The sequence below is a fragment of the Pseudomonas sp. TE6288 genome (genome assembly GCF_054062095.1).
The window spans coordinates 57870-80858 of record NZ_JBSSEW010000014.1; the positions used below are offsets into that span (position 1 = coordinate 57870).

General features: G+C 62.3%; 23 protein-coding genes. All 23 read right to left on the reverse strand.

Translation table 11 applies throughout. The features are described 5' to 3' along the window. Positions 1-4 precede the first annotated feature (4 nt). The 23 genes from ACVWY1_RS16125 to ACVWY1_RS16235 all read right to left on the reverse strand — a co-directional run bounded on the left by ACVWY1_RS16125 (position 5) and on the right by ACVWY1_RS16235 (position 22913). The gene (locus ACVWY1_RS16125) at positions 5-925 is read right to left on the reverse strand and encodes a CheW domain-containing protein (RefSeq protein WP_457378501.1); all 921 of its coding nucleotides are present in this window, start codon (positions 923-925) and stop codon (positions 5-7) included. Continuing rightward, entirely contained in the window at positions 925-1713 is a 789-nt protein-coding gene (locus ACVWY1_RS16130; RefSeq protein WP_023631839.1) for a ParA family protein, read from the reverse strand. The genes ACVWY1_RS16125 and ACVWY1_RS16130 overlap by 1 nt, the downstream gene beginning before the upstream one ends. 78 nt (positions 1714-1791) lie before the next feature. Then, complete coding sequence (motD, locus tag ACVWY1_RS16135) at positions 1792-2649, reverse strand: flagellar motor protein MotD (protein ID WP_139673281.1); 858 nt, start codon at positions 2647-2649, stop codon at positions 1792-1794. A gap of 3 nt (positions 2650-2652) precedes the next feature. Beyond that, positions 2653-3393, reverse strand: a complete 741-nt coding sequence (locus ACVWY1_RS16140; protein ID WP_023631606.1) for a flagellar motor protein — start codon at positions 3391-3393, stop codon at positions 2653-2655. After that, positions 3393-4511, reverse strand: coding sequence for a protein-glutamate methylesterase/protein-glutamine glutaminase (locus ACVWY1_RS16145; protein WP_102685097.1), 1119 nt, complete (start codon positions 4509-4511; stop codon positions 3393-3395). The genes ACVWY1_RS16140 and ACVWY1_RS16145 overlap by 1 nt, the downstream gene beginning before the upstream one ends. Before the next feature lie 45 nt (positions 4512-4556). Then, positions 4557-6770, reverse strand: coding sequence for a chemotaxis protein CheA (locus ACVWY1_RS16150; RefSeq protein ID WP_457378502.1), 2214 nt, complete (start codon positions 6768-6770; stop codon positions 4557-4559). A 12-nt stretch (positions 6771-6782) separates the two neighbouring features. Then, positions 6783-7571, reverse strand: a complete 789-nt coding sequence (locus tag ACVWY1_RS16155) for a protein phosphatase CheZ (protein ID WP_102685099.1) — start codon at positions 7569-7571, stop codon at positions 6783-6785. A 19-nt stretch (positions 7572-7590) separates the two neighbouring features. Next, positions 7591-7965, reverse strand: a complete 375-nt coding sequence (locus ACVWY1_RS16160) for a chemotaxis response regulator CheY (RefSeq protein ID WP_023630863.1) — start codon at positions 7963-7965, stop codon at positions 7591-7593. 105 nt (positions 7966-8070) lie between these two features. Then, entirely contained in the window at positions 8071-8811 is a 741-nt protein-coding gene (gene fliA / locus ACVWY1_RS16165; protein ID WP_038706555.1) for an RNA polymerase sigma factor FliA, read from the reverse strand. After that, complete coding sequence (gene fleN / locus ACVWY1_RS16170) at positions 8808-9641, reverse strand: flagellar synthesis regulator FleN (RefSeq protein WP_023630864.1); 834 nt, start codon at positions 9639-9641, stop codon at positions 8808-8810. The genes fliA and fleN overlap by 4 nt, the downstream gene beginning before the upstream one ends. Positions 9642-9755: 114 nt before the next feature. Then, positions 9756-11069 carry a flagellar biosynthesis protein FlhF gene (gene flhF, locus ACVWY1_RS16175; RefSeq protein WP_139673288.1) on the reverse strand — a complete coding sequence of 438 codons (1314 nt, stop codon included), beginning with the start codon at positions 11067-11069 and terminating at the stop codon, positions 9756-9758. An 11-nt stretch (positions 11070-11080) separates the two neighbouring features. After that, a complete protein-coding gene (gene flhA, locus ACVWY1_RS16180) occupies positions 11081-13210 on the reverse strand; it encodes a flagellar biosynthesis protein FlhA (protein ID WP_277505214.1) in 2130 nt (709 codons plus the stop codon). A 413-nt stretch (positions 13211-13623) separates the two neighbouring features. Continuing rightward, complete coding sequence (locus tag ACVWY1_RS16185) at positions 13624-15357, reverse strand: hypothetical protein (RefSeq protein WP_457378503.1); 1734 nt, start codon at positions 15355-15357, stop codon at positions 13624-13626. 247 nt (positions 15358-15604) lie between these two features. Then, positions 15605-16747 carry a flagellar biosynthesis protein FlhB gene (gene flhB, locus ACVWY1_RS16190; RefSeq protein WP_277505218.1) on the reverse strand — a complete coding sequence of 381 codons (1143 nt, stop codon included), beginning with the start codon at positions 16745-16747 and terminating at the stop codon, positions 15605-15607. A gap of 2 nt (positions 16748-16749) precedes the next feature. After that, a complete protein-coding gene (gene fliR, locus ACVWY1_RS16195; protein ID WP_102685144.1) occupies positions 16750-17526 on the reverse strand; it encodes a flagellar biosynthetic protein FliR in 777 nt (258 codons plus the stop codon). Between the two features lie 7 nt (positions 17527-17533). Then, positions 17534-17803 carry a flagellar biosynthesis protein FliQ gene (gene fliQ, locus ACVWY1_RS16200; protein ID WP_046854686.1) on the reverse strand — a complete coding sequence of 90 codons (270 nt, stop codon included), beginning with the start codon at positions 17801-17803 and terminating at the stop codon, positions 17534-17536. Between the two features lie 21 nt (positions 17804-17824). Beyond that, positions 17825-18580: a flagellar type III secretion system pore protein FliP gene (gene fliP, locus ACVWY1_RS16205; protein ID WP_046854685.1), complete on the reverse strand. Its 756-nt coding sequence runs from the start codon at positions 18578-18580 to the stop codon at positions 17825-17827. Beyond that, on the reverse strand, positions 18580-19032 hold the full coding sequence (gene fliO, locus ACVWY1_RS16210) for a flagellar biosynthetic protein FliO (protein ID WP_139673300.1): 453 nt from the start codon (positions 19030-19032) through the stop codon (positions 18580-18582). The genes fliP and fliO overlap by 1 nt, the downstream gene beginning before the upstream one ends. After that, complete coding sequence (gene fliN, locus ACVWY1_RS16215) at positions 19033-19488, reverse strand: flagellar motor switch protein FliN (RefSeq protein WP_046854683.1); 456 nt, start codon at positions 19486-19488, stop codon at positions 19033-19035. Between the two features lie 46 nt (positions 19489-19534). After that, entirely contained in the window at positions 19535-20503 is a 969-nt protein-coding gene (fliM, locus tag ACVWY1_RS16220) for a flagellar motor switch protein FliM (protein ID WP_046854682.1), read from the reverse strand. 10 nt (positions 20504-20513) lie between these two features. Further along, on the reverse strand, positions 20514-21011 hold the full coding sequence (gene fliL / locus ACVWY1_RS16225) for a flagellar basal body-associated protein FliL (RefSeq protein ID WP_046854681.1): 498 nt from the start codon (positions 21009-21011) through the stop codon (positions 20514-20516). 174 nt (positions 21012-21185) lie between these two features. Further along, a complete protein-coding gene (locus ACVWY1_RS16230; protein ID WP_457378504.1) occupies positions 21186-22544 on the reverse strand; it encodes a flagellar hook-length control protein FliK in 1359 nt (452 codons plus the stop codon). Positions 22545-22616: 72 nt separating this feature from the next. After that, positions 22617-22913: an Hpt domain-containing protein gene (locus ACVWY1_RS16235; protein ID WP_046857713.1), complete on the reverse strand. Its 297-nt coding sequence runs from the start codon at positions 22911-22913 to the stop codon at positions 22617-22619. Positions 22914-22989: the final 76 nt, after the last annotated feature.

A 22989-nucleotide genomic window follows, 5' to 3' on the forward strand; every position in this document is an offset into this window, starting at 1 on the left:
TGATTCAGTTGTGTTTGGTGTTCATCTGCTTGACCGCGCCACTGGCGATCAGCTCGGCCAGCTCGGCAACATCGAGCAGCGCGCACATGTGTTCGATTACCGTGCCGGCCAACCAGGGGCGCTGGCCGCGCTGGCTGCGCCACTTGATCTCGCTCGGATCCAGGCGCAGCGAGCGGCTGACCTGGTGTACCGCCAGCCCCCATTCGTAGCCCTGGACCGAAATGACGTATTGCAAGCCCTGGCGAAAATCGTCCCGGTAGCGGTCGGGCATGACCCAGCGGGCGGTATCCAGTACCTTGAGGTTGCCCGCCTGGCAGGTAAGGATGCCGAGGAACCAGTCCGGCTGGCCGAACAGTGGCGTCAGCTCCTGACCGGCCAGGGTATAGATCGACCCCAGGCACACCAGCGGTACCGCCAGGGTCAGCCCGGCGACATCGAACAGCAGGCATTCGAATGGCTCGGCGGCCCACTCCGGGCGCCCGTCGACCGTGGCCGGTGGTGTCGGCGCGGCAGGCGCCGCCGGCACGTGCAGTTCCACCAGTGGCGCCGCCGGCTCGATGGCCGGGGGCTCGATCAACAGCGGAATGCTGGCCTCGGCCACCACCTCGCGCTCTACGACCGCCACCACCGGTTCCATGACAGGCGTGGTGGGCGGCAGCACGGTCGGCAGGACCTTGGCCTGCGGCTCGGCGAATGGGCGGGGCGCAGGCGCCGCTGGCGTGACCTGGCGCTGGGCATCGCGCGCCTGTTCCTCGCGGACCGCCGCTTCGAACTCATCGCCGGGAGCCTGCTCCACGGGCTGCGCGACAGGCGCATCCTGCGCGGGCGGCAACTCGAACGGCTCGGTGGCTTCCTGCAGCAATCCATCAAGGTAGGACTGCAAGGCCATCTGCGGCTTGCTGGTGATGTGCGGTGCCTGGTTCATCAGGCCACCTGCAGCGCGGAGCGATAAGTCAGCAGGTGCTTGAGCAGCGCCCGGTAGGCCACCACGCCACGGCTTTTGCCATCGAACTGCGAGGGCGTGACACCGTTGCGGCTGGCATCGCGCAGGCGCGTATCCACCGGGATGTAGCCCTGCCAGACTTGATCGCCATAGGTGTCGCGCAGCACTTTCAAGGTACCCAGCGAAGCTTGGGTGCGGCGGTCGAACAGGGTCGGCACGATCTGGTACGGCAACGCCTGCTTGCGCGAACGGTTGATCATGCCCAGCGTGCCAACCATGCGCTCCAGGCCCTTGACCGCGAGAAACTCGGTCTGCACCGGGATCACCAGCTGCTGGCTGGCGGCCAGGGCGTTGACCATCAGCACGCCCAGCAAGGGGGGGCTGTCGATCAGGGCGAAGTCGAAATCCTGCCACAGCTGCGCCAGACTCTTGGCGATCACCAGGCCCAGGCCACTCTGGCCCGGCGACTGACGCTCGAGCACTGCCAACGCGGTGCTCGACGGCAGCAGCGAGATACGCTCGTCACTGGTGGGTAGCAGCAGCTGACCCGGCAGCCCGTCGGGCACCGTGCCTTTGTGCAGGAACAGGTCGTAGCAGCTGTGCTCCAGCGCATCCGGGTTGTGCCCAAAATAGCTGGTCATCGAGCCGTGCGGGTCAAGGTCGACCACGACCACGCGCTTGCCCGCCTCGGCCAGCAGGCCGGCCAGGGCGATGGTGGTGGTGGTCTTGCCGACGCCACCTTTTTGATTGGCTACTGCCCAGACTCTCATCGTGCGTTGCTTCCTCCCGGTATGGCCGCCTGCCCTGCCGGGAACGGTGTGAAGTTCAGTGACGGGGATTTGACGAAATCAGCCCCCGGTCCTCGGTGCTGGCGAGGCTGGTGCACTTTGTGTGCCAGCCCGGCGCATCGCCGCATCCGGGGTGGCATTGGCGCTGCCGCTGCCGGTCAGGCTGCGACGCACCTCGAGGTTGCGCGAAATCACCAAGACCACGCGGCGGTTGCGCGCACGGCCTTCGGCAGTGTCGTTGCCGGTCACCGGCTGGTACTCGCCGTACCCCACCGAGGCCATGCGGGCCGGGTTGATCCCCTCCATGGCCAGCAGGCGCACGATGCTTGCCGCCCGCGCCGACGAAAGCTCCCAGTTGGTTGGGTACTGCGCGGTGCGGATCGGCAGGTTGTCGGTGAACCCTTCCACATGCACTGGGTTGGCGAACGGCTTGAGGATCCTGGCCACCTTCTCGATGATCTCGAAGGCGACATCGCTGGGCATGGCGTCGGCACTGGCGAACAGCAACGAGGAATTGAGTTCGATCTCCACCCACAACTCGTTACCGCGCACGGTCATCTGGTCGGACTTGATCAGGTCGCCAAAGGCATCACGCACATCGTCGGTAATGGTCTTGAGCGGGTCGGCGCTGGTCTGGGCCAGGCCCGCATCGGTCTGCTCGCTGTCCTTGATCAGCGGCTCGGCCGGCTTGACGCTCAGCGGGCGCTCATCGCCGATCGGGATCGGCTTCATGCTGCGTTCGGGGTCGTTGAACACCCCGATCAGCGCCTGGGAAATCTGCTTGTACTTGCCTTCGTTGATCGACGAAATCGAGTACATGACCACGAAGAAGGCGAACAGCAGGGTGATGAAGTCGGCATACGAGACCAGCCAGCGTTCGTGGTTCTCGTGCTCTTCGACTTTGCGACGGCGGGCCATGGCTTACTCCATGAAGCCTTGCAGCTTCAGCTCGATCGAGCGTGGGTTCTCGCCTTCGGCGATCGACAGCAGGCCTTCGAGCAGCATCTCCCGGTAACGCGACTGGCGCAGGGTGATGGCCTTGAGCTTGTTGGCAACCGGCAGCAGGATCAGGTTGGCACTGGCCACGCCATAGATGGTGGCGACGAAGGCCACGGCAATGCCGTTGCCCAGCTGCGAAGGATCGGCCAGGTTGCCCATCACATGGATCAGGCCCATTACCGCACCGATGATGCCGATGGTTGGCGCGTAGCCGCCCATGCTCTCGAACACCTTGGCGGCCTGGATGTCACGGGACTCCTGGGTCAGAAAGTCGACTTCGAGGATGCTGCGAATGGCTTCCGGCTCGGCACCGTCGACCAGCAACTGCAGGCCTTTGCGCGCATAAGGGTCGGGCTCGGCGTCGGCCACGCCCTCCAGGCCCAGCAAGCCTTCCTTGCGCGCCGTCAGGCTCCAGTTCACCACCCGATCGATGCCTCCGGCCAGGTCGACCCGTGGCGGGAAGAAGATCCAGCGAATGATCTGCAGGGCACGCTTGAACGACGACAGTGGCGACTGCAGCAATGCCGCCGCCAGGGTACCGCCCAGCACGATCAGCGCCGCCGGGCCGTTGATCAGCGCACCGACGTGGCCACCCTCCATGAAGTTGCCGCCGACAATGGCGACAAACGCGAGGATCAGGCCGATCAGGCTCAACACATCCATCAGACGCACGCCTCGACCAGGTGCTTGCCGATCTCGTCCAGGCTGTAGACGGCGTCGGCAAGGTTGGCCTTGACGATGGCCATGGGCATGCCATAGATCACGCAGCTGGCTTCATCCTGCGCCCACACGGTGCTGCCACCCTGCTTGAGCAGGCGCGCGCCCTCGCGGCCATCGGCGCCCATGCCGGTGAGAACCACCGAAAGCACCTTGTCGCCGTAGGACTTGGCGGCGGAACCGAAGGTGATATCCACGCAAGGCTTGTAGTTCAGGCGCTCGTCGCCCGGCAGGATCTTCACCGTGCCACGGCCATCGACCATCATCTGCTTGCCACCCGGGGCCAGCAGGGCCAGGCCCGGGCGCAGCACGTCACCGTCCTCGGCCTCCTTGACGCTGATCTTGCACAGTTTGTCCAAACGCTCGGCGAAGGCCTTGGTGAAGGCAGCCGGCATGTGCTGGATCAGCACGATCGGCGCCGGGAAACCGGCGGGCAGTTGGGTCAGCACCCGCTGCAGCGCCACCGGGCCGCCCGTGGAGGTGCCGATGGCAACCAGCTTGTACGGCTTGCGCTTGGGCGCCGGCGAATGCGTGGCAGCCGGCGCAGCGGCGCGGGCCGGGGCGGCAGTGCGCGCAGGCGCGGTGCCGGCAAAGCTGCTGGCCGGGGCCTGGCTGCTGGCCGGCGCCGCGGCCGGGGCCGGGCTGGAATAGGCGCTGAAACGGCGGTTGCTGCGCGAGATGGTGTGGACCTTCTCGCAGAGCATCTGCTTGACCTTCTCCGGATTGCGCGAGATATCTTCGAAGTTCTTCGGCAGGTAGTCGACCGCACCGGCATCCAGGGCGTCGAGGGTGACGCGGGCGCCTTCATGGGTCAGCGAGGAGAACATCAATACCGGCGTCGGGCAGCGCTGCATGATGTGACGCACCGCGGTGATGCCGTCCATCATGGGCATTTCATAGTCCATGGTGATGACATCGGGCTTGAGCGCCAGCGCCTGGTCGATCGCTTCCTTGCCGTTGGTCGCCGTACCCACCACCTGGATCGTCGGGTCGGACGCGAGAATTTCCGAGACACGGCGGCGGAAGAAACCGGAATCATCCACCACCAGGACCTTGACTGCCATAAACACTCCGTTAGGCGGCGCACCCGCCTGGGCGCGCCACCGAAATCAAATACGCCGGGCGGCGTAACGCTTGAGCATGCTCGGGACGTCGAGGATCAGCGCGATACGGCCGTCACCGGTGATGGTCGCGCCGGACATGCCCGGGGTTCCCTGCAGCATCTTGCCCAGCGGCTTGATCACCACTTCTTCCTGGCCGACCAACTGGTCGACCACGAAGCCAATGCGCTGGGTGCCAACCGACAGGATCACCACATGACCTTCGTGCTGCTCCTCGTGCTCGTGGTCCTGGACCAGCCAGCGCTTGAGGTAGAACAGCGGCAGCGCCTTGTCGCGTACGATCACCACTTCCTGGCCGTCGACCACGTTGGTGCGCGACAGGTCGAGGTGGAAGATCTCGTTGACGTTGACCAGCGGGAAGGCGAACGCCTGGTTGGCCAGCATCACCATCAGCGTCGGCATGATCGCCAGGGTCAGCGGCACCTTGATGACGATCTTCGAGCCCTGGCCCTTGGCCGAGAAGATGTTGATCGAGCCGTTGAGCTGGGAAATCTTGGTCTTCACCACGTCCATGCCGACGCCGCGGCCGGACACGTCGGAAATCTCGGTCTTGGTCGAGAACCCCGGGGCGAAGATCAGGTTGTAGCAGTCCGACTCGCTCAGGCGGTCGGCCGCGTCCTTGTCCATCAGGCCCTTTTCCACGGCCTTGGCGCGCAGGATGCTCGGGTCCATGCCCTTGCCGTCATCGGAAATCGACAGCAGGATGTGGTCACCTTCCTGTTCGGCGGACAGCACCACCCGACCCATGCGCGACTTGCCGGAAGCCTCGCGTTCGTCGGGCATCTCGACGCCATGGTCGACGGCGTTGCGCACCAAGTGCACCAACGGGTCGGCCAGGGCCTCGACCAGGTTCTTGTCCAGGTCGGTTTCTTCGCCGACCAGCTCCAGGTTGATCTCTTTTTTGAGTTGGCGGGCCAGGTCGCGAACCAGGCGTGGGAAACGCCCGAAAACCTTCTTGATCGGCTGCATGCGCGTCTTCATGACTGCGGTCTGCAGGTCGGCGGTGACCACATCGAGGTTGGACACGGCCTTGGACATGGCCTCGTCACCGCTGTTGAGCCCCAGGCGCACCAGGCGGTTACGCACCAGCACCAGCTCACCGACCATGTTCATGATCTCGTCCAGACGCGCGGTGTCGACCCGCACGGTAGTCTCCGCCTCGCTGGCGCCATGCTTGTCGGCGGCCGGCGCCGGCGCCCGGGCCGGTGCGGCAGGCTTGGCGGCGGCTGGCGCGGAAGCAGGCGTCGGCGCAGGTTTGGCAACCGGCTTGGCTTCGGCCTTGGCCGCGACAGGCGCGGCGACGGCGGCGGCTGGCGCCTCGGCCACAACCGCCTCGCCAGAGAACTTGCCCTTGCCGTGCAACTGGTCGAGCAACGCCTCGAATTCGTGTTCGGTGATGCTCTCGTCAGCCGCCGCTGGTGCCGCGGTGGCTGCAGGCGCAGCGACGCCAGGCAATGCATCGACGGCGAAGGTGCCCTTGCCGTGCAACTGATCGAGCAGCGACTCGAACTCGTCGTCGGTGATCTCATCACTGGCAGGGGCAACGGCCGCTGGCTCACTGGCAGCGGCATCGGGCGAGAACTGGCCTTTGCCGTGCAGCTGGTCGAGCAACGACTCGAATTCGGCGTCGGTAATCTCGTCACCACCCGCGCTGACCTGCTCACCCTGCAATTGCTCGTGAACCTGGGCTTCAGCCTTGACTGCATCAAGCGAATCGAGCAGTTGCTCGAACTCGGTGTCGGTGATGTCGGGCTCGGCAGCCGGCGCTTCGGCGACAACAGCCACCTCGACCGGGGCCGGTTCGTCGGCGCCAGCGGGCTCGGCCAGGCGCGACAGCGCCGCCAGCAGCTCACGGGTGGCCGGCGTGACGTCGGTGCGCTCGCGCACCTGGCCGAACATGCTGTTGACCGTGTCGAGTGCTTCGAGCACCACGTCCATCAGTTCCGCGTCGACCCGGCGCTCACCTTTGCGCAGGATGTCGAACACGTTCTCGGCAATGTGGCAGCACTCCACCAACTCATTGAGCTGAAGGAAGCCGGCGCCCCCTTTTACAGTGTGGAAACCGCGGAAAATCGCGTTGAGCAGGTCCGCATCATCGGGCCGGCTTTCCAGCTCGACCAATTGCTCGGACAGTTGCTCGAGGATTTCGCCGGCTTCTACCAGGAAATCCTGAAGGATTTCTTCATCGGCGCCGAAGCTCATTAAACGTGCTCCTTAAAAACCCAGGCTGGACAACAGATCGTCGACATCGTCCTGGCTGGACACGACGTCTTCACGCTTATCGGCATGAATCTGCGGACCTTCACCCCGAGTCGGATGTTTTTCTTGATCTTTTTCAGCACGCAGCTGCTGGTGGTCATGTTCGATACCGGCAAAGCGGTCGACCTGGCTTGCCATCAGCACGAGCTTGAGCAGATTGCTTTCGACTTCGGTGACCAGGGTGGTCACCCGTTTGATCACCTGGCCGGTGAGATCCTGATAATCCTGGGCCAGGACAATATCGTTGATATGGCCGGCGACCTTCTGATTACCTTCGGCGCTGTGCGTCAGGAAACTGTCCACACGCTTGACCAGCTCACGGAACTCCGGCGCCGCCACTTCGCGACGCATGAAGCGCTGCCAGTCGGCGGACAGGCTCTGGGCCTCGGCGGCGAGGTCGTTGAGCACCGGGGTGCACGCCTCCGCCAGGTCCATGGTGCGGTTGGCCGCACCTTCGGTCAGACGGACCACGTAGGAGAGGCGCTCGGCGGCATCGGTAATCTGCGACACTTCCTCGGCCTGCGGCATGGCCGGGTCGATCTGGAAGTTGACGATTGCACTGTGCAGTTCGCGGGTGAGCTTGCCGACTTCCTGGTACAGCCCGCGGTCGCGGGTCTGGTTCAGTTGGTGGATCAGCTGCACCGCCTCACCGAAGCGGCCGCGCTCCAGGCTCTCGACCAGCTCCTGCGCATGCTTCTTCAGGGTTGATTCGAACTCACCCAAAGAGTTGTTGGTTGACTCCATTGCGCCCCCCAGACGTGACTCAGCCGTTGACGCGTTCGAAGATCTTTTCGATCTTTTCTTTCAGCGCCAGGGCGGTGAAAGGCTTGACCACATAGCCGTTCACGCCGGCCTGGGCAGCTTCGATGATCTGCTCGCGCTTGGCTTCCGCGGTGACCATCAGCACCGGCAGGTGCTTGAGGCGCTCGTCGGCGCGAACGGCGCGCAGCAGGTCGATACCAGTCATGCCCGGCATGTTCCAGTCGGTCACCAGAAAGTCAAAATGCTCGCTGGTGAGCATCGGCAGTGCCGTGTTGCCGTCATCAGCTTCCTTGACGTTGGTGAACCCCAGGTCACGCAACAGGTTCTTGATGATCCGCCGCATCGTCGAAAAGTCGTCAACGATGAGGATTTTCATGTCTTTGTTCAATTAGACCTCCAAGCAGTCTTAAACGCGCTCGGCGCCGAGCGCGCGCTCAATCAATTCGGCACTACAAAAAAAACGACTGCACTGAACCCGGGTTCAACGTGCCCGCCACTCCCCAAGGCGGCTGCGCAAACGCGCGGCGCACTGGCTGTGCAACTGGCTGACACGCGATTCGCTGACCCCCAGCACCTCACCGATTTCCTTGAGGTTCAGCTCTTCGTCGTAGTACAGCGCCAGGACCAGGCGTTCGCGCTCCGGCAGGTTGGCGATCGCATCGGCCAGCGCAGCCTGGAAGCGCTCGTCTTCCAGGTCACGCGCCGGCTCCAGCTGGCCGCTGGCTCCGTCCTCGTGCAGCCCTTCATGTTCGCCGTCCTGCAGCAGATCGTCGAAACTGAACAGGCGGCTGCCCAAGGTGTCATTCAAAATCCCGTAGTAATCATCGAGACTCAATTGGAGTTCGGCAGCAACCTCGTGATCTTTAGCGTCGCGGCCAGTCTTTGCTTCGACACAGCGGATCGCGTCACTGACCATGCGCGTATTGCGGTGTACCGAACGTGGCGCCCAATCGCCCTTGCGCACCTCGTCGAGCATGGCGCCGCGAATACGGATACCGGCGTAGGTTTCGAAACTGGCACCCTTGCTGGCATCGTATTTGTTGGCCACTTCCAGCAAGCCGATCATCCCGGCCTGGATCAGATCCTCGACCTGGACGTTGGCCGGCAAGCGCGCCAGCAGGTGATAGGCGATACGCTTGACCAACGGCGCATAGCGTTCGATCAGCTCGTACTGCGCATCCTTGGCGGCCTTGCTGTACATCTTGAAACCGCTCGCGTTCATAGCACCGGCCCTGCACTGGTGGGCTGCACCAGGCGCTCGACAAAGAATTCCAGGTGCCCACGCGGGTTGGCAGGCAGCGGCCAGCTGTCGACCTTCTGCGCGATGGCCTTGAACGCCAGCGCGCACTTGGACCGAGGGAAGGCCTCATAGACCGCCCGCTGCTTCTGCACGGCCTTGCGCACGCATTCGTCGTAAGGCACGGCACCGACGTATTGTAGGGCGACGTCGAGGAAGCGGTCCGTGACCTTGGTCAACTTGGCGAAAAGGTTGCGGCCTTCCTGCGGGCTCTGGGCCATGTTGGCCAGCACACGGAATCGATTCATCCCGTAATCGCGGTTGAGCAGCTTGATCAGCGCATAGGCGTCGGTGATCGAGGTCGGCTCGTCGCACACCACCAGCAGCACTTCCTGGGCGGCGCGAACGAAACTGACCACCGAGTCACCGATACCCGCAGCCGTGTCGATCACCAGCACATCGAGGTTGTCGCCGATGTCGCTGAAGGCCTGGATCAGGCCGGCGTGTTGCGCGGGCGCCAGGTGCACCATGCTCTGCGTGCCGGAGGCCGCCGGGACGATGCGCACACCACCCGGCCCCTGCAACAGCACATCACGCAGCTCGCAACGGCCTTCGATCACGTCGGCGAGGGTGCGCTTGGGCGTGAGCCCCAACAGAACGTCGACATTGGCCAGGCCCAGGTCGGCATCCAGCAACATCACCCGGCGGCCGAGTTCGGCCAGCGCCAGGGACAGGTTCACTGAAACGTTAGTCTTGCCGACGCCACCTTTGCCACCGGTCACGGCGATCACCTGTACGGGATGCATGCTACCCATGTCTGTTCTTTACCTTGTCTCGCTTGGACCCAGGCCACATGAGGGGCTGAACATTCAAGGCCACGGTCCGGCCGGGCAACCCCATGATGTAGGTACTTTGCACAGTATTCACCCTCAACCCGCGCGCTTGCCAGGGTTGTGGTACAGATCAGCGAACATGTCGGCCATGGCCTCGTCGCTGGGCTCTTCCTGCAATTGCACACTGACTGCGCGGCTTACCAACTGGTGCTTGCGCGGTAGCTGCAGGTCGTCGGGAATGCGCGGCCCATCGGTCAGATAGGCCACCGGCAATTCATGACTGATTGCCAGGCTCAGCACTTCGCCGAGGCAGGCCGTTTCGTCGAGTTTGGTCAGGATGCACCCGGCCAGGCCGCAGCGCTTGTAGCTATGGTAGGCGGCGGTGAGCACCTGCTTCTGGCTGGTGGTCGCCAGCACCAGGTAATTCTTTGCGGCGATGCCGCGCCCGGCCAGGGTCTCGAGCTGCATGCGCAGCGCCGGGTCGCTGGCCTGCAGGCCGGCGGTGTCGATCAGCACCACACGTTTGCGCAGCAGCGGCTCCAGGGCCTGGGCCAGCGACTCGCCCGGGTCGACGTAGGTGACCGGCACATTGAGGATGCGGCCCAGCGTCTTGAGCTGTTCCTGGGCGCCAATGCGGAAGCTGTCCATGCTCACCAGCGCCAGGTTGTTCGCGCCGTACTTGAGCACATAGCGGGCGGCCAGCTTGGCCAGCGTGGTGGTCTTGCCCATGCCAGCCGGGCCGACCATGGCGATCACTCCGCCCTCCTCGATCGGTTCGATCTCGGGCACGTCGATCATCCGCGCCAGGTGCGCCAGGACCATGCGCCAGGCATGGCGTGGTTCTTCGATCCCGGCAGTGAGGTCGAGCAGTTCGCGGGCCAGGCCACCGGAAAGGCCGAGGCGCTGAAGCCGGCGCCAGAGGTTGGCCTGCTGCGGCTTGCTGCCTTGCAGCTGGCTCCAGGCGAGCGAACCGAGCTGGACTTCAAGCAGCTCGCGCAAGCCGGTCAGTTCGAAACGCATGGCATCGAACAGACGTGGATCAACGGGTGCCGAGGCTGGCGCGGCAACCGGCGCGGGCTCGTCGACATGAGGCTCGATCAGCGGCTCCGAGGCGGTCAGCGGCTGCCCGGCGAACAATTGCCGGTTGCCGCCTTCGACGGCATCGCCACGCCCGGTCAGTTCGGCCTGGGCGGTAACGATGCGCGACTGGGTCTTGCGCAGCTCGTCTTCGAGCTCTGCGTTGGGCACGCGCGGGGCCAGGGCGGACAGCTTGTAGTCCAGCGCAGCCGTCAGCTCGACACCGCCGGCAATGCGCCGGTTGCCGATGATGGCGGCGTCGGAGCCGAGCTCATCCCGGACCAGCTTCATGGCCTGACGCATATCGGCGGCAAAAAAACGCTTAACTTGCATAACCCACTACCTCAGCCGTTCGGGCCCACGGTGGCAACGATGGTGACTTGCTTGTTGTCAGGTATTTCCTGATACGCCAAAACATGCAAATTCGGTACAGCCAGGCGGCCGAAGCGCGACAGCATGGCGCGGATCGGGCCGGCTACCAGAAGGATGGCCGGCTGGCCCTGCATTTCCTGGCGCTGGGCTGCCTCGATCAACGAACGCTGAAGCTTTTCGGCCATGCTCGGCTCAAGAAGAACACCATCTTCCTGACCCTGCCCGGCCCTTTGCAGACTATTGAGCAAGATCTGTTCCAACCTTGGCTCCAAGGTGATCACAGGCAGCTCGGACTCAACGCCGACAATGCTTTGCACGATGGCGCGGGACAACCCGACGCGCACCACCGCCACCAGCGCGGCGGTATCTTGACTCTTCGCCGCGTTGTTGGCGATGGCTTCGGCAATGCTGCGGATGTCACGCACCGGCACCTGTTCGGCGAGCAGTGCCTGCAGGACCTTGAGCAGGCCCGACAAGGAAATGACGCCCGGCACCACCTCCTCCGCCAGTTTCGGCGAGACCTTGGCCAGCACCTGCAGCAGTTGCACCACCTCCTCGTGCCCGATCAGTTCGTGACAGTGCTTCTGCAGTATCTGGTTGAGGTGGGTGGCGACCACGGTGCTGGCGTCCACCACCGTATAGCCCAGCGATTGCGCCTGGGCACGCTGACCGACATCGATCCATACTGCCTCCAGGCCAAATGCCGGATCTCGTGAGGCGATGCCGTTGAGGGCACCGAACACCTGGCCCGGATTGATCGCAAGCTCCCGATCCGGGTAGATCTCGGCCTCGGCCAGAATCACACCCATCAGCGTCAGGCGGTAGGCGCTGGGCTGCAGGTCGAGGTTGTCGCGGATATGCACGGTGGGCATGAGGAAGCCCAGGTCCTGGGAGAGCTTCTTGCGCACGCCCTTGATGCGCGCAAGCAACTGCCCCCCTTGATTGCGGTCGACCAACGGAATCAGGCGGTAGCCAACCTCAAGGCCGATCATGTCGATTGGGGTGACATCGTCCCAGCCCAGTTCCTTGGTTTCCATGGCACGCTGCGGCGAAGGCAACAGGTCCTGCTGGCGCTCGGCCTCCTGCTGGGCCGCGACCTTGGTCTTTTGCTGCTTTTTCCAGAGCAGGTAGGCGCCACCGCAGGCCACCCCGCCCAGGCCCAGGAAGGCCATGTGCGGCATGCCCGGCACCAATCCCATGACAATCATCAACCCGCCAGACACCGCCAGCGCCTTGGGCGAATCGAACATCTGACGGTTGATCAACTTGCCCATGTCCTCGGAGCCCGAGGCGCGGGTGACCATGATCGCGGCGGCGGTGGACAGCAGCAGCGAGGGCAGTTGCGCCACCAAACCGTCACCGATGGTCAGCAAGGCATAGACCTTGCCGGCGTCGCCGAAGCTCATGCCGTGCTGGAGCATGCCGATGAGCATGCCGCCGATGAGGTTGATGAAGAGGATCAGCAGGCCGGCGATGGCGTCACCGCGCACGAACTTGCTGGCACCGTCCATGGAACCGTAGAACTCGGCTTCCTGGGCAACTTCGCTACGCCGCGCCTTGGCCTGGGCCTGGTCGATGAGGCCGGCGTTGAGGTCGGCGTCGATGGCCATCTGCTTGCCGGGCATAGCGTCGAGAGTGAACCGGGCGCTCACTTCGGAGATACGCCCAGCACCCTTGGTCACCACCACGAAGTTGATGATCATGAGGATGGCGAAGACCACGGCACCGACGACATAGTTGCCGCCGATCACCACTTCACCGAAGGCCTGGATCACCTTGCCCGCGGCGCCATGGCCTTCCTGGCCGTGCAGCATGACCACACGGGTGGACGCGACGTTCAGCGCCAGACGCAACAGGGTCGCCACCAGCAAGATCGTCGGGAAGGCTGCGAAGTCCAGGGGACGCAGCGCATAGACGCAGACGAGAAGCACCACGATCGACAGGGCGATGTTGAAGGTGAAGAACACATCGAGCAGGAACGGCGGTATCGGCAACATCATCATTGCCAACATCACCAGCAGCAGCAGCGGCACGCCGAGATTGCCCCGACCGAGGCCGGCCAGGTTGTTACGGGCGCTGCTGATTAACTGAGTGCGATCCACCGCGATTCCTCTTCAAGCAAAACTTTGACGCCCAAGGGGCGCTCGGGCGTGGCTCTGCAAGAAGCTTTCCAACTTTGCTCGCCTGGAGCTTTTGTTACATGTACCGACCTCTTCGCGGGCAGACCCAGCGGAAGAGGCAAGATTTCTTCAGCGGCTCCCTGCTGCTCGCTGTTGCCAGGCCATGACGGAGCTGATCACGCAAGCCGCAGCTGTGCGGCTTCCCAACTGAAAGCTCTTCATCACGAGCCTCCACGCAAAGCGGCCCACAGCGCGCCCTCACATGCCACTGCAAAGAAGCCCGATGCACTGCATCGGGCATATTGAGAGGTGGCGACCTACCTGAGAAGGTGTAGACCCCATATCAAGATCAGAAAACTGTTACATTCATTCAACAGCAGATTATTGATAAGCGCTCATGACCAGCCCACCCGTGCCAACGATGGCAGCTGAGTACCTCCACTTCTTTTTTCTTCACCACGGAAATCAGGATTCAACACACTAAAGTCCAGAACATAGGCTGTACCAGCGGGGTAGTAGTTATCGCCGGACCACAGCAAGGGTTGAGTCCACCCAAGAATAGTAGCCACGCTCTTAGTAACGTCATCGTTTCTGTACTGCTCCCAGAACGACTGCATCTGCAAGACCGAGAGTGAGTGAAACTCCGGGCGGCTTCCGTGGAATACATGCCCGGTCCACCACTGATTCGGGCGCACCTCAACCAGTCTGACGCCACTGAATGTAATTTTGTACTTTGCGACTTGCTGATTGGCATCGGTCACGCTGATTTCCGCCACACCGTTGTCCTGCGCAACTACCACGCCCTGACCATTAACCTTGGCAACCGCCTCGTTACTTGACGAGTAAGTGTAGGGCGGCTGGCCGCCACTGCCTTGCCGCTGATAAGAGCCCTTGGAATCGGCTGTTGGATGCAGAGGTGCTCGCCCCTTCAGGATGATGTACCTGAGGCTTGCCGTGATGCTGATGTCGGCGCCAAATGTCAAAGGGTGGCTGACCAAAGCGCCGGTAAGCGTGGCAACGGTTTTACTTGAGCGACTCCTGCCGGGCACCTCGTAATAGGCAGTCAGCTGCCCTGCCTCCAGGGCCAACCCGGAATTGCCGGGGACGTCGAACGTCAGGTCGGTGGACGACGACGCTACCGTTTCAACCCGCGTTCCAGAAAGCGTCGTTCCGTTGGTCGTCACCAAAGACCACTTCAACGTCACGACCTCCCCCACAAACAACCCAGAGGTCGCTACACGTACCGCCGTATTGGGCCCAGGCAAAGCAGCGAGCGCCACCGTGCCAGACGAAGGATTGACATCCAAGAACTGCGGGGCAGCTTGCGGGTTTTGAATGTTGTCGATGATGAACTCAGCACTGGGTGAAGGCTGACTCACATTGCCCACCTCATCCACGATTCTATAGTGGATGCCTACCGATGTGCGCCCAGCAAAACAGAGAAGCTCTTGGGGGGGTACGGTAAATACCACGGGCTGATTGACCTCCGCCGCTGTATCCAGACGCTTGCTCAGCGTTGCCCCCGGCATTTTCAGCTCCACCGTGTCCCATTGTTTCATCCCAGGGTAGGGAGCGACTGTAAAGGTAATGCCTTGCTGCAGCTCCACCCCACTGATTTCCCCGGGAATAAGCAACGCTGCAGTGACCAGAGCCAGGTTTTGCTGAACACCGGAGGGATCGACCGGGCCGCCGGGCGCCTGCAGATCGATTTTCACTTTCAATTTCGGTGTTAGTTCACTTACGTCAGTATCGGGGTTAGTGATACTCGCGTAGACCTCAACAATCCCTTCTACCACATCGGCCTTGGGAACTGTGAACTCGAGCACCCCTTGTGTATCGAAAGGAATCGTACCGGCGTAAACGATTGGAACAGAAGTAGCGTCAGCGCCCTCCAGCGTCAATTGGATAGGATAGCCTTCGACACTAGTCGGCGTTTCCAGCCACCAAACCAGTTCATCATCAGCATTCAACGCACTGGCATTAATACCCACCGGTGCGTCCCCACTCGGCAAATCATGAACAAAGGCATCAGGAAAAATATACTTATAGCTAGAATTTGCAATTGGTGGCAGCAATTCATAAAAATGATCAAGCTCTGACTGGCGCGGCTTTCTGCTAAAGTTCATCATCAGACCCTCACATCCAAGTTAAGATAAATAATGATACTTAGCCATTTAAGCCTTACCCGGAGCTCTCCACAACTGACAAAAATACTAGGTATATTTCCCAGCATTAAATAACAAAGGGATGGGGACTGACACTGAAACGCTTTGGACTGTTCTCGCAGCCCCGTTTCAACCGGTCAAGCGTGCGCACGATTATGTTGCGCTATCAGCACATGGGCCAGTCAAAAAGCCTGCGTAGGCCTCACGGATTTCAGTTATCGCGGCGAAGATCTGGCGGAATCGGCAGGTCTTCTTTCAATGGCTCTGGCCGCTTGCCCCTGCCGGCGCGGTACTGGCGGATCTGGAACACATAGGCCAACACCTGTGCGACCGCCAGGTACAACCCCGCCGGAATCTCCTGCTCGATCTCGGTAGAGTAGTAGATGGCCCGCGCCAGGGCCGCCGACTCCAGTATCTGCACATTGTGCTCGGCACCGATCTCACGGATCTTCAGCGCGACAAAATCGGTGCCCTTGGCCACCAGCAACGGCGCCATCCCCCCCTTCTCAGGGTCGTACTGCAACGCCACCGCATAGTGAGTCGGGTTGGTGATGATCACATCCGCCTCAGGCACTGCGGCCATCATCCGCCGCTGCGACGCCTCACGCTGCAACTGCCGGATACGCTGCTTGACCTCAGGCTTGCCCTCACTGTCCTTGTACTCGTCCTTCACTTCCTGCTTGGTCATCTTCATTTTCTTGTGCGTCTGCCAAAGCTGGAACGGCACATCCGCCGCCGCAATCAACAGCAGCCCCGCCGCCATCCACAGCGCACTCCACCCCACCACCTGCACCGAGTGGATGATCGCCTGCTCGAGCGGCTCATTGGCAATGGCCAGCAACGCCTGACGGTCCGCCGACAGCACGACCAGGGCAACGATCAGGATCATGAAGAACTTGGCCATGGCCTTGACCAGCTCGGTCAACGCATTCAGCGAGAACATGCGCTTGATCCCCGACAGCGGGTTCATGCGGCTGAACTTCGGCTGCAGCAAGCTGCCCGAGAACAAGAACCCTCCCAGCGCAATGGGCGCCACGAATGAAATCACGAACAGCAGCAGCATTACCGGCTGCACAGCCCAGATGGCCATCTTGCCCGAGGCCAACAGGAATGCCGCCATGTAGCGCTCGTCGACCACCACCTCCCGGGTAAGGCTGAAATTCATGCGCATCAAGGCCATTAACGTCTCGGCCAGGTAGCCACCGAACGCCATCAGCGCACCCGCGCCGGCCAAGGTTACCGCGACGGTGTTCAGCTCCTTGGAACGGGCAATCTCCCCCTTTTCGCGCGAGTCCTTCTTGCGCTTGTCGGTGGGTTCCTCTGTCTTGTCCTGACCGCTCTCGCTCTCTGCCATGCTCAGCGCGCCCGTGCCAGCTCACGCAGCCACTGCAGCGCTTCGCTGGCCAGTGCCTGGTAATGGGAAAGAATATCGGCCAGGCCGATCCAGAAAATGATCAGGCCCAACACCAGTGTCAGCGGGAAGCCGATGGAGAAAATATTCAACTGTGGCGCTGCGCGGGTCATTACACCGAAGGCAATGTTGACCACCAGCAGCGACGCAATGGCTGGCAAGACAAGCAGCAACCCAGCCCCCAGCACCCAGCTCAAACGCCCCGCCATCTCCCAGAAATGGTTGACCACCAGGGCACTGCCAACCGGTAGCGTGGTAAAGCTCTCGGTGAGGATCTCGAACGCCACCAAGTGACCATTCATCAACAGGAACAACACGCTCACCAGCATCGTCATGAATTGGCTGACCACCGCCACGTTGACGCCGTTGGTCGGGTCCATCATGGAGGCGAACGCCATGCCCATCTGGATCGCAATGATCTGCCCCGCAATCACGAAGGCCTGAAACAGCAACTGCAAGGAAAACCCGAACAACGCCCCAACGATCACCTGTTCGCCGCACAACAGCACGCCGCGCAGGCTCAAGGGGTCAATCGGTGGCAACGGCGGAAGGGCCGGCACTATCACCACGGTAATGGCCAATGCCGCATACAGCCGCACCCGGGCCGGCAGCATCTTGGTGCCAAAGATCGGCATGGTCATCAGCAGCGCCGTCACCCGAAACAACGGCAGGATGAAGGTGGCCACCCAGGTACCGATCTGAGTATCGGTCAGCTCCAGCATGGCCGCGTCAACCGATCAACTGCGGGATGCTGGTGTACAGGCCAATGAAGTACTCCATGAACTTCTGCACAAGCCAAGGGCCGGCGATGATCAGCGTGACCAGCATCACCAACAGGCGCGGCAGGAAGCTCAGGGTCTGTTCGTTGATCTGCGTGGCCGCCTGGAACATTGCCACCACCAGGCCGACCAGCAGGCTCGGCACCACCAGGATAGCCACCATCATGGAGGTCATCCACAAGGCTTCACGGAACAGGTCGACTGCGACTTCAGGTGTCATGCAAGACTCTCCTTGGTGGCATCAGACACCGCCGAAACTGCCGGCCAGGGTACCCATGATCAGCGCCCATCCATCGACCAGCACGAACAGCATGATCTTGAACGGCAACGAAATGATCAGCGGCGACAGCATCATCATACCCATGGCCATCAGCACACTGGCGACCACCATGTCGATGATCAGGAACGGGATGAAGATCATGAAGCCGATCTGGAACGCCGTCTTGAGCTCGGAGGTCACGAACGCCGGCACCAGGATCGTCAGCGGCACCTGATCCGGGCCTGCGATATCGGTGCGCTTGGATAGGCGCATGAACAGGTCCAGGTCGCTCTGCCGGGTTTGCGCCAGCATGAAGTCCTTCAACGGACCCTGGGCCTTGTCGATGGCCTGCTGGGCCGTCATCTGCTCGGCCAGATAAGGTTGGATGGCATCCTTGTTCACTCGCTCGAACACGGGCGCCATGATGAACATGGTCAAGAACAGCGCCATGCCGGTGAGGATCTGGTTCGAGGGTGTCTGTTGCAGGCCCAGAGCCTGTCGCAGGATCGAGAAGACGATGATGATGCGGGTAAAGCTGGTCATCAGGATGACAAACGCCGGAATGAAGCTCAGCGCAGTCATGATCAGCAGAATCTGCAGGCTGACCGAATACTCCTGCTGCCCGTCCGCCCCATTGGACAGGGTGATGGCCGGGATGGACAACGGGTCGGCAGCCAGGGCCAGCGGTGCAGCCAGCAGCAGCGCCAGCGTCAACAGTAAGCGCAGTGCGCCGGTCATCACTTCTTGTCCTTCTGATCCTTGCCCATCAGCTCAAGCAGCCGCTGGGCGAATTCCGGCGTGGCCTGGCGCGCATCGGCGGGCACGTCGACAGGCTCGGCCAGCACATGCAACGCCTCGATGCTGCCAGGGGTATGGCCAATGAGAATCTGCTCCTTGCCCACCTGGATCAGCAGCAGCCGGTCGCGCGGGCCAATGGCACGGGTGCCGACGATCTCGATGACCGGAGCGCCCCGCTGCACCGAGCCCTGCATGCGCCGCAGCAACCAGGCCAGGAAAAAGATCAGGCCGACGACCACCAGCAGGCCGAATACGGTCTGCGCCAGCTGCGCGCCGAAGCCGCCAGGGGCAGGCGCCGCAGCCGGCACGGTTACCGGCTCGGCAGCGGCGATCACCACCTCACTGGCCAGCAACGTGCCAAGGGCCAGCATGGCCCGCACCATGCGCTTCACTCAGCGCAACTTCTTGATACGTTCGCTGGGGCTGATCACGTCGGTCAGGCGAATGCCGAACTTCTCGTTGACCACCACGACCTCGCCATGGGCGATCAGCGTGCCGTTGACCAGCACATCCAGCGGCTCGCCGGCGAGGCGATCAAGCTCGATCACCGAACCCTGGTTGAGTTGCAGCAGGTTGCGGATGTTGATTTCGGTGCTGCCCACTTCCATCGAGATGCTCACCGGAATATCCAGGATCACATCCAGGTTGGGACCTTCGAGGCTGACATTCTCGTTGGGCTTGGGGGAGCTTGCGAACTCTTCCATCGGCAGGCGGCCGGCGCCGGAGTCTGCAGCCAACAGCGCATCGATGTCGGACTGGCCGGCATCGCCGGTCTCTTCCAGGGCCGCAGCCCACTCATCGGCCAGGGCCTGTTCCTCTGGAGAGTTGATCTCGTTTTCGTTAGCCATGATTTCCTCGACAGGCATTCAATACGTTTAAGCGACCGGCACGCCGTCAGCGGCGCTCGATCGGGTCGATGATCTGCAGCGACAGGGTGCCCTTGTGCGATCCCAGCCGCGCCTTGAACGACGGCACGCCATTGGCGCGCAATACCAGGTGCTCCGGCAGTTCCACCGGGATCACGTCGCCTGGCTGCATGTGCAGGATGTCGCGCAGTTTGAGCTGGCGGCGGGCAACAGTGGCCGACAGCGGCACATTGACGTCCAGAACATCCTCACGCAGCGCCTTGACCCAGCGCTCGTCCTGGTCGTCCAGGTCGGACTGGAAGCCGGCATCGAGCATTTCACGCACCGGCTCGATCATCGAGTACGGCATGGTCACGTGCAGGTCGCCGCCACCGCCATCGAGTTCGATGTGGAAGGTCGAAACCACCACGGCCTCGCTGGGGCCAACGATGTTGGCCATGGCCGGGTTGACCTCGGAGTTGATGTACTCGAAGTTGACCGGCATGATCGCCTGCCAGGCTTCCTTGAGGTCGACGAAGCACTGGTCCAGGACCATGCGCACTACGCGCAGCTCGGTCGGGGTGAATTCACGCCCCTCGATCTTGGCATGACGGCCGTCGCCACCGAAGAAGTTGTCCACCAGCTTGAACACCAGCTTGGCGTCGAGGATGAACAGCGCGGTGCCGCGCAACGGCTTGATCTTGACCAGGTTCAGGCTGGTCGGCACGTACAGCGAGTGCACGTACTCGCCGAATTTCATCACCTGCACGCCGCCCACCGCCACGTCGGCGGAGCGGCGCAGCAGGTTGAACATGCTGATGCGGGTGTAACGGGCGAAACGCTCGTTGATCATTTCCAGGGTCGGCATGCGCCCCCGGACGATACGATCCTGACTGGTCAGGTCGTAGCTCTTGATGCTGCCGGGCTCGCCGGTGCTCTCGGTTTGTACCAGCCCATCGTCCACCCCATGCAGCAGGGCGTCGATCTCATCCTGGGACAGCAGGTCCTGCACGGCCATCTATGTGCTCCTACTGCAATACGAAATTGGTGAACAGCAGCTGGTCGACGACCGGCCTGCCGACTTCCTTCTGCGCCACTTCCTGGACCACCGCAGTAGCCTTCTGGCGCAGCATTTCCTGGCCGACCGGGCTCGCGGCGAGGGTGTCGAAACCCTGCCCGGAGAACATCATCACCAGGTTGTTGCGGATCACCGGCATGTGTACTTTCAGCGCCTCCAGGTCCGCTTGGCTGCGGCCCTGCATGGTGATACTCACCTGCATGTAGCGCTGGCGGCCATTCTGGTTGAAGTTGACGACAAAGGCCGGTGCCAGGGGCTCGTAGATCGCCGCTGGCTTGATGTTGCTCTGAGCTGCTTCAGGCGCCGGAGCCGACTCGCTCTTGTGCATGAAGAACCAGGTCGCACCCACCGACAGGCCGACTGCGAGAAGCAGCGCCAGCACCAACAGCAGGATCAGCTTGAGTTTGCCTTTAGTGGCGGGGTCTTTCACTGCGTCGCTCTTCGCCATGCCAATAATCCGTCGTCCATCGGGGTTTCAAAGAAGGATGACGTGGCTGAGCAAGTGTTATGCCAGATTTGCCTTTGCGAGCTTCTGGGGGTGCAACCACTTTACGAGATGCGGCATCTGTAAAATTTCGCCTGGCGTCGCTGCACACAGGCAACGCCAGGCAAGCCCGAACAATCAAGCGTAATAATCGACCACACTGTCGCCTACCACCACCTGCTGCTCGACAGGGCGCGCGACTTCAGCGGGATCGGCATCGTCCCCGTCCGCTGCGTTGCCACGCCGCGCCGCCACGCCGGACAGGCCCGACCCACCCTGCTGCGCCTCTTGCTGTTGCTGCTGGCCACGGGACTGATCAGCCACGCTGACGTCGGGCTGGGCCAAGCCCTGCTGGGCGAACAGCTCTCGCAGGCGATGCACCTGGCTGTCGAGGGCGTCGCGCACACCGGCATGGCCGCTGACGAAGTGGATCTGGGTCGACTGGTCTGTCGCCACGTTGACGCGAATATCCAGGCGTCCCAACTCCCGCGGCTCAAGCTGGATGTCCGCAGACTTGAGGTTCTGGCTGGAGAGGTACATGACCCGGTTGACCAACCCCTCGGTCCAGCCGCCCTGGTTCATCGCCAACGGTTGCTGCAGCGGGCCAGGCGTGACGGGCACGGTGTTGGCGGTCTTGGGCGTCACCGCCTGGGTAAGGCTGGCCAGGCGGTTGGCGAAATCGTCGACGCGGGTATCACTGCTGGCACCCTTGATATCCTTGAGGCCGTCATCGAGCAGGCCGGCAAAGGCCTTGTCACCACGCTCACCCTGCCCCGGCTCCGACTCCCCTTTCTCGGCCAAAGTCGCCAAGGTATTGACGGCTGCAGCAGCAGGACTGGCAGTTTGCTGACCGTTGTTATCGACAACGGCATGGGCAGACGTCTTGCCCTTGGACTGCGCATCCTGTTCAAGCGCCAGGCGCAAGGCCGGCATATCGGCAAGCGCATCGGCCTCGGGGTCGAACGCCGTGGTTTGCTCAGCCTCTTGCGCTACCTGCACCGGCGCTGGTGCAGGCTGCAGCGGCGCTTGAACCGCCGCCTGCAACACGGGCGCCACCGCTTCCGCCTGGGCCTGGAGCAGTTGCGCCCCGGCCTGGGCATCGGTCACCTGGCCGGCGACCAGGCTGGCATCGAGCGGGGGCACTGCACTGCCATCGGCGGCCTCATCAGTGTCGTCGGCGGACTGCGAAGATGCAGTCGATGGCAAGCTCTTGCCGTCATCGGCAACGGCCGGCGCCTTACCCGCGGCCTGCTTGCCGCCCGCGGCTGGGTCAGGCTGCGCCTTGTTCTTCGCCGACGGCACTTGGCTGACGGGCTTTTCATCCCTTGCCGGGGCACTCTTGACCGGGGTGCTGTCACGCTCTTGTCGGGCCATCACCTGATCAAAGCCGGCGCCTTGCTTCGCGGCCTGCAGCGGCTTTTCCGCCGCACTGGCAGCTTGGCGTTGCGCCTGATTGGCGAGGCCGGCTTGCAACAATTGATTGGGTGCGACTGGCATTGAACAATCTCCGCTCCAGAACCTGGAAAAATACGTCTGGGGCTGGAAAAGCAAAACTCGCGCCAGGTTCGGCTATTGCGCGGAAACTCGTTGCCGTTCACTGCGATAGTAACGCTGGACCACCAGGTATTCCTGATCGATGCGATTGATCAGGTCCTCGATACCATACAAAGGCTGCTGGCGCACACGTTCTTCAAGCTGCTGGCACAAGGCGGCCAGGCCAACGGCCCCCATATTGCTGCTACTGCCCTTGAAGCTGTGCGCTGCCATGCCCAGCTCATCGGCATCCCTGGCCTTGTGCAACTGGTTCAGGCGTCGCTCGGAGTCTTCCAGAAAGGTCTCCAGCAACTGCAGGTAGCCATCTTCCATGACCTCCTGCAAGTCACTCAACACCTGTTGATTGATGTGAACGTCCACTTGCTCACTCCCTGATCAAGCCTCGCTT

Bases quoted from the DNA above. Each gene is read 5' to 3' on its own strand.
- ACVWY1_RS16125 (WP_457378501.1), bottom strand. From the start codon at position 925: ATGAACCAGGCACCGCACATCACCAGCAAGCCGCAGATGGCCTTGCAG.
- ACVWY1_RS16130 (WP_023631839.1), bottom strand. From the start codon at position 1,713: ATGAGAGTCTGGGCAGTAGCCAATCAAAAAGGTGGCGTCGGCAAGACC.
- motD (WP_139673281.1), bottom strand. From the start codon at position 2,649: ATGGCCCGCCGTCGCAAAGTCGAAGAGCACGAGAACCACGAACGCTGG.
- ACVWY1_RS16140 (WP_023631606.1), bottom strand. From the start codon at position 3,393: ATGGATGTGTTGAGCCTGATCGGCCTGATCCTCGCGTTTGTCGCCATT.
- ACVWY1_RS16145 (WP_102685097.1), bottom strand. From the start codon at position 4,511: ATGGCAGTCAAGGTCCTGGTGGTGGATGATTCCGGTTTCTTCCGCCGC.
- ACVWY1_RS16150 (WP_457378502.1), bottom strand. From the start codon at position 6,770: ATGAGCTTCGGCGCCGATGAAGAAATCCTTCAGGATTTCCTGGTAGAA.
- ACVWY1_RS16155 (WP_102685099.1), bottom strand. From the start codon at position 7,571: ATGGAGTCAACCAACAACTCTTTGGGTGAGTTCGAATCAACCCTGAAG.
- ACVWY1_RS16160 (WP_023630863.1), bottom strand. From the start codon at position 7,965: ATGAAAATCCTCATCGTTGACGACTTTTCGACGATGCGGCGGATCATC.
- fliA (WP_038706555.1), bottom strand. From the start codon at position 8,811: ATGAACGCGAGCGGTTTCAAGATGTACAGCAAGGCCGCCAAGGATGCG.
- fleN (WP_023630864.1), bottom strand. From the start codon at position 9,641: ATGGGTAGCATGCATCCCGTACAGGTGATCGCCGTGACCGGTGGCAAA.
- flhF (WP_139673288.1), bottom strand. From the start codon at position 11,069: ATGCAAGTTAAGCGTTTTTTTGCCGCCGATATGCGTCAGGCCATGAAG.
- ACVWY1_RS16185 (WP_457378503.1), bottom strand. From the start codon at position 15,357: ATGATGAACTTTAGCAGAAAGCCGCGCCAGTCAGAGCTTGATCATTTT.
- flhB (WP_277505218.1), bottom strand. From the start codon at position 16,747: ATGGCAGAGAGCGAGAGCGGTCAGGACAAGACAGAGGAACCCACCGAC.
- fliR (WP_102685144.1), bottom strand. From the start codon at position 17,526: ATGCTGGAGCTGACCGATACTCAGATCGGTACCTGGGTGGCCACCTTC.
- fliQ (WP_046854686.1), bottom strand. From the start codon at position 17,803: ATGACACCTGAAGTCGCAGTCGACCTGTTCCGTGAAGCCTTGTGGATG.
- fliP (WP_046854685.1), bottom strand. From the start codon at position 18,580: ATGACCGGCGCACTGCGCTTACTGTTGACGCTGGCGCTGCTGCTGGCT.
- fliN (WP_046854683.1), bottom strand. From the start codon at position 19,488: ATGGCTAACGAAAACGAGATCAACTCTCCAGAGGAACAGGCCCTGGCC.
- fliM (WP_046854682.1), bottom strand. From the start codon at position 20,503: ATGGCCGTGCAGGACCTGCTGTCCCAGGATGAGATCGACGCCCTGCTG.
- fliL (WP_046854681.1), bottom strand. From the start codon at position 21,011: ATGGCGAAGAGCGACGCAGTGAAAGACCCCGCCACTAAAGGCAAACTC.
- ACVWY1_RS16230 (WP_457378504.1), bottom strand. From the start codon at position 22,544: ATGCCAGTCGCACCCAATCAATTGTTGCAAGCCGGCCTCGCCAATCAG.
- ACVWY1_RS16235 (WP_046857713.1), bottom strand. From the start codon at position 22,913: ATGGAAGATGGCTACCTGCAGTTGCTGGAGACCTTTCTGGAAGACTCC.